This is a genomic window from Sulfuriflexus mobilis (assembly GCF_003967195.1).
Taxonomy (GTDB): Bacteria; Pseudomonadota; Gammaproteobacteria; order AKS1; family AKS1; genus Sulfuriflexus; species Sulfuriflexus mobilis.
In genome coordinates this window covers 2,707,553-2,718,412 of sequence record NZ_AP018725.1, presented here as the reverse complement: position 1 = coordinate 2,718,412, position 10,860 = coordinate 2,707,553, and the positions used below count along the sequence as shown (strand labels likewise).

Below are 10,860 nucleotides of genomic sequence, written 5' to 3'. Positions count from 1 at the left end.
TTCATCCATGCAACTTGAAACCCTCGAACAGAATCTGCGGCGCCATGTCTATCATCTCGCCGATGAGATCGGCGAGCGTAATATCTGGCACCCGGACGCCTTGCACGTCGCCGAAGAGTACGTGACATCCATCTGGCGCGAGCAGGGCTACACGGTTGAACGGCAGGCCTACCAGGAACACGGTGTGCCCTGTGCAAACCTTGAGGTTACGCGGCAGGGAACGTCTCAAGAGGAACAAATTATCCTGCTCGGTGCACACTATGACTCGGTGCAGGGTAGCCCCGGCGCCAATGACAATGCCAGCGGGGTCGCCGTCTTGCTGGAACTGTCGCGCCTGTTCCGAACACTATCACCCGCCATGACGATCCGTTTTGTTGCCTTCACCAACGAAGAACCGCCGTTCTTCTTTTCCGGTCGTCAGGGTAGTCGTCTTTACGCGAAGGCCGCACGTCGCCGCGGCGATGACATTCGACTCATGCTGGCGCTGGAAACCATGGGCTATTATTCGGACGCCCCGCACAGCCAGCGTTATCCGCCTCTGTTCCGCTATTTCTATCCGCACCGTGCTGACTTTATCAGCTTAGTTTCCAACTTCGGTTCGCGCCGGCTCATGCACAGGCTCGCGCGTGCTTTTCGCCATTCAACTGACTTCCCGCTCCAGCATATCGCTACCTTTGCCGTTATTCCCGGCGTGGCTTGGAGCGATCACTTATCGTTCTGGATACAACGCTACAAGGCGTTGATGGTGACCGATACGGCCTTTTACCGTTATCCTTACTACCATAGCGCACAGGATACTGCTGAAAAGCTGGACTATGCCCGACTCGCACAGGTCTGTGACGGGCTTTTCAGGGCCGTCAGCCTGCTGGCCGATGAGCGCCTGTAGCTGCGCCCCGCTTGAAGGGCGCCAGCAAGACCGCCATCTCGGTACTCAAACCGGAAGAGCTCTTTTCGGTTGTGCTGGAATAAGGCAAACACAGTATGTTATTAATTGGTCTTCACGTCGCCATGATGTGACAAGGGAGTGGAGACCGCTGGTCAAAGGGACAGTTCTATAATTTACCGTGGCTAATTACTGGCAACATTTTGAACACGGCGCGGATATCGGCGTACGTGGTATCGCGGCCAGTAAGGCTGAGGCATTCGCCCAGGCGGCCCTTGCGCTGTGTGCGGTTATCACCGATCTTGAACGTATTACGCCTGCAAAAAGTATTACGCTAAGCTGTGACGCCCCTGACGATGAGTTGTTATTGGCCGAGTGGCTGAATAGCTTGATCTTTGAAATAGCCACGCGCAATATGATATTCAGTCGCTTCGAGGTCAGGATTGACGACCATCGCCTTTCCGCCACCGTTTGGGGCGAGCCGTTACAAATCGACAAGCATCACCCCGCCGTGGAGGTAAAAGGCGCCACCTATACCTCTCTGCAGGTTAGACAACAAGCCGATGGAAAATGGCTGGCACAATGCGTGGTGGATGTCTGAATCGCTAATGAGGGGTCGTTATGGACCTGGGTTTGTTTACGCAGCACAGTGACACGCGCTGGGAGATCGCTGCCCACGGTAACATGCGTGTGCCGGCCGTGATCTATGCAGATGAACCGCTGATCGGCGACATGGACCACAAGGTTTACGAACAGATCTGCAATGTCGCCACCCTGCCGGGGATCGTGCAAAGTGCCTATGCCATGCCGGATGCCCACTGGGGCTATGGTTTCCCGATTGGCGGCGTGGCGGCATTCGACCCGGAGCAGGGCGGGATTATTTCAGGTGGCGGGGTCGGTTTTGATATCTCTTGCGGTGTGCGCACCCTGCACACCGGCCTGCGGCGTGAAGATATCCTCGCACACCAGCAAACACTGGCCCACGAATTGTCGCGAGCCATCCCCGCCGGTCTCGGCAGTACCGGCCGTATCCACCTGAACCACAGTGGCATGAAGGCCATGCTCGAGGGCGGTGCGCAGTGGGCGGTTGAGCAGGGCTTTGGCGTGGCGGAAGACCTGCAACGTGTTGAGGAACAGGGCTGCATGGCGGGTGCCGAACCCCAGCAGGTATCCGACAAGGCCAGGCAACGGCAGGTCGATGAAATGGGCACGCTCGGTTCCGGTAACCATTATCTTGAAATACAGCATGTCACGGCCGTTTATGATGAAGACATCGCCGATGTTTACGGCGTGCATGTCGGTGATGTGATGGTGAGTATCCATTGTGGCTCGCGTGGCCTGGGCCACCAGATAGGTACCGAGTTTCTGAAGGAGATGGCGATGAGTGCCGCGGGGTACGGCATCCACCTGCCGGATCGGGAGCTGGCCTGCGCACCGATTCTCTCCGACATTGGTCAGCGTTACCTGGGCGCCATGCGTGCAGGTATTAACTGTGCGCTGGCCAATCGTCAGATCATCACCCACCTGACGCGCCAGGCATTTGCCAGCGTGATACCCAAGGCCGACCTGCACCTGCTCTATGATGTCTCGCACAATACCTGCAAGGTCGAAGAGCACGAGGTCGAGGGCAAAAAACGCCAGTTGTTCATCCATCGCAAGGGTGCGACGCGCGCCTATGGCCCCGGGCATCCGGATATTCCGCAAGCACTACGTGCAGTGGGGCAACCCGTGTTGATCGGTGGCTCCATGGGTACCGGCTCCTACATTCTGGCAGGTACGGTGGAAAGTGAAAAGCAGGCCTTCTCCTCTGCCTGCCACGGTGCCGGGCGTGCCATGAGCCGACACCAGGCCAAGCGCCAGTGGCGGGGGCGAGAGCTGGTCGATGAACTGGCCACACGCGGCATCATCATCAAAAGTCCCTCGCTGCGTGGCGTGGCCGAAGAGGCACCAGATGCCTATAAAGATGTGGCCGCGGTGGTCGATGCTGCCGACAAGGCCGGGCTGGCACACAAGGTCGCACGGCTTGAACCGCTTATTGTGATCAAGGGCTGAGGCCTTGAATCAATGATGACTGCCGATTTGTCGTAGCCATTGCATTCAATGGCTGGCCGTATCGGGTATTAACCCATATACTTTATTTATTGAGGTTGATATCAGATTTTCTGCGCACTATGTAATAAACAAAATGTTTACGTCGGCACTGGCCTCACGCATTTTGCAGGCGACTGGTTAGCTGACTGTACTAGTCAAGAGTTTTCAGTAAGGAGATAGGCAATGTCTAGAATTTGGGTCCTTGTGGCAGACACAAACAGTGCACGCGTTTTCACCGCCAGTACACCCACTGGCGAACTGCTTGAACACGATGATCTTACGCACCCGGAGGCACGCCTGCATACGCGTGAGATCACATCGGACCTGCCCGGCAAGCTGCATAGTGCCGGTTCGGGTGGGCATCATGCCGCGGAGCCAAAAACGGATGCCCACAAACAGGCGAGCGTTGAGTTTGCCCGCGAGGTTGCCGGTTACCTGCATAACAACCTGAATGAAAATCATTACGATTCACTGCTGTTGGTATGTGAACCGACGTTTCTCGGCGAACTGCGTAATGAGCTTGATGAGCAGGTGAAAAGGCATGTGACGCTGGAAGTGACAAAAAACCTGGTTAAACGCTCTGCCAAAACGGTCCGCGAACACTTGCCAGAGTTTCTGCCAACCCTTAAGTCTTAAAGGTTGGCATGTATAGAATGCATGGGGCTCGATTAAGATAAAGTTGGGTATTCAGTGTGAGCCGTTGCAGGCCTCTTCGGTCTTACGGCGTCCGATCTCGATGAGTTCTTCCGCACGGTAGAATTCATAAAAGGTACAGCTATTGCTCGGGATATTGATAATCAGGTCGGGGGCGTAGGCGGCGAGCTTGAAACGGGCAATGGTATTTTGCATGGCGTCGAGCGAGTTGGCAATAATGTCAAACATACCCATGTCACCAGGCTCGTCCCTTAATACTCGTCGTTGCAGGTCATCGATGAACTGAAGAATTTTTTCGTGGTAACTCTCCTGCTCAGGTTTTTTTACCTGTGGTGTGGCAGCGGCGGCTTTGGCACTGGCCGGGGCACTGAGGTTCACCGCGATGGTGAGATCCGTTTTGTCTTTCAGGGTCGGCGCGATGGGGATCGGATTGAGCAGGCCCCCATCAACGAGTCTTTTGCCATGGTGGTCAACCGGGGTAAAGATAGAAGGTATTGCCATAGAGGCACGTATCGCATCAAACAGTGAGCCCTCGTTTAACCAGACCTCTTTTTGATTATCCAGGTCAGTCGCCACGGCCGTATACGATAGTGGCAAATCTTCTATGCGATGGTCACCGATAAGGTCGCGCAGGACCTTGGTGATCCGTTCGCCCTTTATAAGGCCTGCCTCGCCGAAGGAAAAATCGAGCAGGCGTAAGACATCCAGTTTTTCCAGCTGGGTGACCCAGTCAGTATAAACCTGGAGTTTGCCGGTGGCATAGATACCGCCAATCAATGCGCCCATCGAGGAACCGGAGATGGACTTGATATCGTAGCCTTGCTCATCGAGCCAGTTAATAACACCGATGTGCGCCAGCCCACGGGCGCCGCCACTACCGAGTACCAGTGATACAGTTTTGTTTGCCATGTTCGGAGTATAGTGAATATTGTCAGGCTTTGGTGCCTTTATCTGCGTAGTAATCACAGTGCCACGATTGGCAGCTCAGGGAAAAAACTGATTAAATAGTGCCTGAATACCGTTGGCCCTATGAGTGAGGCATGGCATTGAGCGAAAAACCCAGTTACCCCGGTAATACCATCATGGTCCGACCTGATGGGCCTCTGATTTGCGGCAGTGAAACACAGCTGACGGTGGAGGATGCCGAGGGAATTATCCTTGCGCAGGAAAAAGAATTGGCCCTGTGTCGTTGCGGTGGCTCGGCCAACAAGCCCTTCTGTGATGGCAGTCATAAGAAAAATGGTTTCCAGGCCGGCGAAGAATTCACTGATGAACGCGGTGAAGATATTGTCGGGCAGGGAGGGCCGCTTGTGATTACGGTTAAAATAAATGCGATGCTGACCATCAAGGGCCCGGTGACGATATTCAGCCGCAACGGGGTGTCGGTGACGACACGAAGCAAAGGTGCCTTGTGCCGTTGCGGTGCCTCAGCCAATAAACCCTTCTGCGATGCGAGTCACAAGCAGTGTGGTTTTGAGGGCTGATGGGGGATACAGACAAACCTGCGAAGAGTGGCGAGGCCTGCCTGGTCAGTGCCGGTGTGGACCTGTCCGGCGTAGAGGTCGTTAAATTGTCGCCGGCCCCGGCATTGCGCGACTATGAGGCCGCGATGAGCCTGGCCAATACCGAGGCCGAACTGCGATTAGGGGCTTACATGCTGCTCTCATGGTACGACCGCGACCGTGATTTTGAAGCCCCGCAACACTCGAGTGAATGTCACCAGGCCAGTGCCATCCCCGGCTATGTCGATTACGGCCTGTCACATGGTGCTAGTCTGATGGTGGATATTGAAGACGGGCGGTTTGTGTTTTTTTACTTGCCGGTCTAGTCAATAGCCACTGTTTGAAAACAGCAAAATATGGCATAATAGCGCCTGCGTTCCCCCTGCTATCGGCTCCAAACCAATAGAATTGCCATACTTGGCGTTATTTTCAGTCAACGCTTTCATGTGTTGCCGGGCCTGTGTGAAAGCCCGGGTACTTTGGTATTCATGCAGCCCTGTCGTCTGGAAATGGCTGGTCGGTCGAAGATCTTGCCCGGCAAGGACTCTTATGGCTTCAAGCGAGGTCGGTTTTGCCAGCGGTTGGGAACATCCCTGGAAAATATTTAACATAACGTTATAGATGCAAGAATATGAAAGCAGAAACAATTAAGGCCTTGTTCCCCTTTTTAAGCTGGTTTGGCCTGATCAACCGTAAAACGCTACGTGCCGATTTTATGGCAGGGGTAACTGGTGCCGTCATCGTCTTACCGCAGGGTGTGGCATTTGCCACCATTGCCGGCCTGCCGCCGCAATACGGCCTGTATACGGCAATGGTGACACCCATCATCGCCGCCTTGTTCGGCTCGTCCAGGCACCTGATATCCGGCCCAACGACGGCCATTTCCATTGTAATTTTTGCCTCGGTAAGCCGCCATGCCATGCCTGGGACTGAGGAATTTATTACCCTGGCGCTGACAATGACCTTTCTTGCCGGCATCTACCAATTGGCATTCGGGCTGGCCCGAATGGGAATGCTGGTGAATTTCGTATCACATACGGTGGTGATGGGCTTTACCGCGGGTGCCGCGATTTTGATTGTAACCAGTCAGATGAAAAATGTTCTGGGTATTGAAGTGCCACGCGGTGAATCCTTCGCCCATACCTGGGTAAATATTGCGGAGAGTATAAATAGTATTAATATAATGATCCTGGCGGTGGCCATGATCACCCTGGTGACGGCAATTGTGGTTAAGCGCCTGTATCCGAAACTTCCGCATCTATTAATTGGTTTGATTACTGGCGCGTTCGCTGCGATTGCACTCGGTGGTGAGGCATCAGGGATCACCTTTATCGGCCAGATCCCATCTCAGTTGCCGCCCTTTTCGCTACCTGATTTTTCCATATCAACCATACGTGAGATGGCGCCAGAGGCCTTCGCGGTAGCACTATTGGGCCTGATCGAGGCGGTTTCAATTTCCCGTTCAGTAGCCACCAAGTCTCACCAGCGTATAGACGGTAACCAGGAATTTGTCGGGCAGGGTCTTTCAAATATCGTCGGTAGTTTCTTTTCAAGTTACGCCGGTTCAGGTTCATTTACACGCTCGGGGATTAACTATCAGGCGGGTGCAGAGACACCCATGTCTGCCATTTTCGCGGCGGTATTACTAATGGCCGCGGTATTATTGATTGCACCTTTAACGGCCTATCTTCCGGTGGCGGCAATGGGCGGAGTGATCTTGTTGGTGGCGTATGGTCTGGTTGATTTTCATCACATTGAATCAACAGTCAGGAAGAACCGATCTGAAACAATGATCCTGGTGGTGACGTTCCTGTCAACATTATTCCTCGAGCTTGAATTTGCGATTTATCTGGGTGTCTTGTTATCCATATTAATATTTCTGGCACGCACCTCAAAACCAGAAATGACCGTACTGGCGCCAGACCCTCAAAGTCCAACAAGAAAGTTTATTTCTGTTGATACCAAGCCGATTAGTGAATGTCCGCAGATAAAATTTATTCGCATTGATCGCTCGATCTATTTTGGCTCCTTGAACTATATTCAATGCAAGCTGGGCCTGATTGCAGACAAGGAAGGCATAAAAAACATCGTGATAGATGCGTCGAAGGTGAATTATATAGATGCCGCCGGCGCCGAAATGCTGGTAATGGAGAATGAACGTCTGCGTAAAAAGGGTGGTGGTCTATACTTTTATGGGCTTGAGTCCAATGTCTGGGAGTTTTTGGCGCAAGGAAAATACATCAAGAGCATAGGTTCAAATGCATTTTTTGATCATAAATCAAAGGCGGTAGCATTTATTTACAAGACGCTTGATATAGATACTTGTGATATCTGTACAAAGAGAATATTCAGGGAATGTAGCAAGGTTTCAGGGTGAAGTTGAATGAATATTAAGGATGATCGTTTGATCTCATGAAAAAATGATCTCGCGCAATATTTATAATATTTCCACCAATAAGTTGCTGGTGCTGGCATCACTGATGCTGGTGGCGATATACAATATTTCTTTTTTTAGCCATGTCGTTGAGGTGTATCCACTAAACACTAAAAATATTGGTTTTGTTGCATCTTTGGCGCCGTTTCTTGGCAGTATTATCATACTGCTACTAATGCCATTCAGTTCTCGTTACACCATTAAGCCTGCCCTGGTACTGGTCTTTCTACTGTCATCGCTGGCGGCCTATTTTATGGATAGCTATAACGTCATTATTGATGACGGCATGATAGAGAATATTGTCGGCACGGATATTGATGAAAGCGCGGACCTGCTCAGCCTCAAGTTGCTGGGGTATTTTCTTTTGCTCGGTGTCCTGCCGGCCTATCTGGTCATCAAGGCGAGGATAAACTATGCCCCGTTGAAAAAGGAACTCCTCGCCAGGATAGTCACCACACTGGTGGCGATAGTGGTGCTGGTGGTTGTGGTGTTATCATTTAGCAAGTTTTACGCCTCATTCTTCAGGGAGCATAAACCCCTCCGCTATTACGCCAACCCGGTCTTTTATGTCTATTCAGCCGGAAAATATATTAAAAATACCGTCATGGCCGGGCCACATGAGCTGCAGGCCGTTGGGCGTGATGCGCGTATACCGCTTACGGATAAAGATAGAGAGTTAATCATCCTGGTGATTGGCGAAACAGTACGTGCAGATCGCTTCTCGCTAAATGGCTACAACAGAAAGACCAACCCACTGTTGGAAAAAGAGGATGTGATCAGTTTCTCTAATGTGCTTGCTTGTGGGACCTCTACTGCCGAGTCTGTACCTTGTATGTTCTCTGTTCTGAACAAGAATGATTACAGTATCGCCAAAGCCGTGGAACGGGAGAACTTGTTAGATGTGCTGAAACATGCCGGGGTGAATATACTCTGGCGTGACAATAATTCCAGCTCAAAGGGTGTGGCAGATCGGGTTACCTATGAAAGTTATAAACATGCGGACAAGAATACGATCTGTAATCCTGAGTGCAGGGATGAAGGCATGTTGGTCGGCCTGCAGGACTATATAAATAAGAATACGTCGGGCGATATATTTATTGTTCTGCATCAGATGGGAAACCACGGCCCCGCCTATTACAAACGCTACCCGAAATCCTTTGAGAAATTCAAACCGGTGTGTGCGACCAATCAACTGGAAGATTGCAGTGTAGAAGAAATTAATAACGCCTATGATAATGCCATCCTCTATACGGATGACTTTCTGAAGAAGGTCATCGATTTGCTAAAGACCAATAATCATGGTTTCGAGACGGCGATGCTTTATGTTAGTGACCACGGCGAATCACTGGGCGAGAATGGGATCTATTTACACGGCATGCCATACCTGTTCGCACCGGGTGCACAAATTCATGTGCCAGCCATTTTGTGGGTTGGCGATAGCTATGACGAGATCGACATGAGCCGGGTGCGGGAAAGGCAGAACGAGCAGTTCAGCCATGACAACCTGTTCCATACGATACTGGGCCTGATGGAGATCCAGTCAACGGCCTATGATAAAAATCTGGACATCGTCCCTCGCACCGCGACAAGTACTGCGCGGGTACCCTGAAGGCGGTGGTGCGCATGGCCAAATATGTCATAATGCCGCTATGATATTTTCTGCCAATCAGACCTAAAGACACATCATGCTTATTGTTATTTCGCCAGCCAAGAAGCTGGACTACGACACGCCCGCCAAGACCAAAACGGCGACAACACCGGATTACATGCAGCACTCCATGGTGTTGATCCAGCGGCTGCGTAAGTTTTGTTCACTCGATATTGCCGAGTTGATGAACCTGAGCCTGAAGCTGGCTGAGCTGAACTTCGACCGTTACGAGGCCTTTGCGCCGGAGTGTACCCAGGACAACGCCAAGCAGGCCTTACTGGCCTTCAAGGGTGATGTCTATCAGGGCATGGATGCCGAGAGCTTCAGTGCGGCGGATTTCAAGTTTGCGCAGCAGCACCTGCGCATCCTCTCCGGTCTGTATGGCCTGTTGCGGCCGCTGGACCTGATGCAACCTTACCGCCTGGAAATGGGTACGAGACTGGATACAGAACGTGGCAAAAACCTGTACGAGTTTTGGGGCGATATCATCACCGACGGCCTTAACCAGCAGCTCAGCAAGATCAAATCGGGCACCCTGGTGAATCTGGCCTCGAATGAATACTTTAAATCGGTGAAGACAAAAAATATCGCCGCTGAGATCATCACGCCGCAATTCAAGGAATACAAAAACGGCGACTACAAGATGATCGGCATCTACGCCAAGCGGGCTCGCGGCCTGATGGCACGTTACATTATCCAGAACCAGATCACCAAGCCTGAGGGCCTGAAGGATTTCAATGAGGCGGGCTACGCCTTTAATAAGAAGCTCAGTGCCGGCAATTCCCTGATATTTACACGCAAGCAATAGGTCGGGTCCGGCAACGCAACGATTTAGACGTATTTTTACTGTGAATATTGCCCTGGCTCGCTGGCCATGGTGTATTGTCCCGGTTGCTGTTGTGGGGAAATAAATACTTGTGTTCCAATAGTGCAAGGCACTAAGAGGGGCAAGCTATGGCAAGGCGTATTCTGATAACTGCTGCGGAATGTTAATAACCGGGAAGAATCCGTCATCGGTGGGCAGTATCGTTGATACCCTGACAGGTCTGCTGGACTGACGGGATGGCCGTTGACCTGCGAGGCAGCTATTTTTCTATCGGCAATCCGCTGGCCAGAATGTTTGGCTGGTTGCACCCCTATAAATATCGCCAAACAGTTAGTCTGAACGGCCACACGTTACAGGTCAGCTGGACACATCGGGCCGAAACGGCCCTGCGGCAACGTAGTCAACCCCTGCTGGTTGAGATGCAGTTGTATTTTTCCTGTGTGGTACAAAAGCGTGTCTTGTTTTGTAGCGAGACGGAACAAGAGTATGTTCCTGTGAGCGATAACCTAAAGGTATGTTTTCGCCCGGTAGAGGCCCTGTCCTGTGACCCGGAGCAGTTTGCCGCGCAGCACCCGGTAAAACGGCAGTTATCCAGCCGCTTTGCGACACGTATGTTCCCGGCACGGTTATCGCTCGACCATGTAAAGGGTCAGTGGCAAGGTGAATTCTCCATATAACCGGCCATAGCAAATATCATAGAAATATTGAGGTAGATATTTCATCATCGAAAAACATCTTCTAATCTTTGCGTGCAGAATGACAATAAGGATAATGGCGTGCCCCGTGGCAGTGTAAATCAATATAAACCCCCGCTATTTTGGG

General features: G+C 51.8%; 12 protein-coding genes. 10 read left to right on the top strand and 2 right to left on the bottom strand.

Annotated features, from left to right (window positions below; all coding sequences use genetic code 11):
- Window positions 1-7 precede the first annotated feature (7 nt).
- The 4 genes from EL386_RS13595 to EL386_RS13580 all read left to right on the top strand — a co-directional run bounded on the left by EL386_RS13595 (window position 8) and on the right by EL386_RS13580 (window position 3,610).
- Window positions 8-886 (top strand): M28 family peptidase, encoded by an 879-nt coding sequence (locus EL386_RS13595; protein ID WP_126456772.1) that lies wholly within the window; start codon window positions 8-10, stop codon window positions 884-886.
- A 178-nt stretch (window positions 887-1,064) separates the two neighbouring features.
- A complete protein-coding gene (locus EL386_RS13590; RefSeq protein ID WP_126456771.1) occupies window positions 1,065-1,484 on the top strand; it encodes an archease in 420 nt (139 codons plus the stop codon).
- Between the two features lie 20 nt (window positions 1,485-1,504).
- Complete coding sequence (locus tag EL386_RS13585) at window positions 1,505-2,935, top strand: RtcB family protein (RefSeq protein ID WP_126456770.1); 1,431 nt, start codon at window positions 1,505-1,507, stop codon at window positions 2,933-2,935.
- Between the two features lie 222 nt (window positions 2,936-3,157).
- Window positions 3,158-3,610 carry a host attachment protein gene (locus EL386_RS13580; RefSeq protein WP_126456769.1) on the top strand — a complete coding sequence of 151 codons (453 nt, stop codon included), beginning with the start codon at window positions 3,158-3,160 and terminating at the stop codon, window positions 3,608-3,610.
- A gap of 51 nt (window positions 3,611-3,661) precedes the next feature.
- Here EL386_RS13580 and EL386_RS13575 read toward each other — a convergent pair whose 3' ends face one another.
- Window positions 3,662-4,537 carry a patatin-like phospholipase family protein gene (locus EL386_RS13575; protein WP_126456768.1) on the bottom strand — a complete coding sequence of 292 codons (876 nt, stop codon included), beginning with the start codon at window positions 4,535-4,537 and terminating at the stop codon, window positions 3,662-3,664.
- Between the two features lie 131 nt (window positions 4,538-4,668).
- Between EL386_RS13575 and EL386_RS13570 the strand changes: the two genes are divergently transcribed.
- Both EL386_RS13570 and EL386_RS13565 read left to right on the top strand, forming a co-directional pair.
- Window positions 4,669-5,112, top strand: coding sequence for a CDGSH iron-sulfur domain-containing protein (locus EL386_RS13570; protein WP_126456767.1), 444 nt, complete (start codon window positions 4,669-4,671; stop codon window positions 5,110-5,112).
- The gene (locus EL386_RS13565; RefSeq protein ID WP_126456766.1) at window positions 5,112-5,456 is read left to right on the top strand and encodes an AF1514 family protein; all 345 of its coding nucleotides are present in this window, start codon (window positions 5,112-5,114) and stop codon (window positions 5,454-5,456) included. The genes EL386_RS13570 and EL386_RS13565 overlap by 1 nt, the downstream gene beginning before the upstream one ends.
- Here the strand turns inward: EL386_RS13565 and EL386_RS13560 are convergent, their stop codons facing one another.
- On the bottom strand, window positions 5,457-5,741 hold the full coding sequence (locus tag EL386_RS13560; protein WP_126456765.1) for a hypothetical protein: 285 nt from the start codon (window positions 5,739-5,741) through the stop codon (window positions 5,457-5,459).
- A gap of 20 nt (window positions 5,742-5,761) precedes the next feature.
- Between EL386_RS13560 and EL386_RS13555 the strand changes: the two genes are divergently transcribed.
- The 4 genes from EL386_RS13555 to EL386_RS13540 all read left to right on the top strand — a co-directional run bounded on the left by EL386_RS13555 (window position 5,762) and on the right by EL386_RS13540 (window position 10,715).
- On the top strand, window positions 5,762-7,507 hold the full coding sequence (locus EL386_RS13555) for a SulP family inorganic anion transporter (RefSeq protein ID WP_126456764.1): 1,746 nt from the start codon (window positions 5,762-5,764) through the stop codon (window positions 7,505-7,507).
- A 43-nt stretch (window positions 7,508-7,550) separates the two neighbouring features.
- Window positions 7,551-9,173: a phosphoethanolamine transferase gene (locus EL386_RS13550; RefSeq protein WP_126456763.1), complete on the top strand. Its 1,623-nt coding sequence runs from the start codon at window positions 7,551-7,553 to the stop codon at window positions 9,171-9,173.
- Window positions 9,174-9,249: 76 nt separating this feature from the next.
- Entirely contained in the window at window positions 9,250-10,020 is a 771-nt protein-coding gene (yaaA, locus tag EL386_RS13545; protein ID WP_126456762.1) for a peroxide stress protein YaaA, read from the top strand.
- A gap of 254 nt (window positions 10,021-10,274) precedes the next feature.
- Window positions 10,275-10,715 (top strand): hypothetical protein, encoded by a 441-nt coding sequence (locus tag EL386_RS13540; protein ID WP_126456761.1) that lies wholly within the window; start codon window positions 10,275-10,277, stop codon window positions 10,713-10,715.
- Window positions 10,716-10,860: the final 145 nt, after the last annotated feature.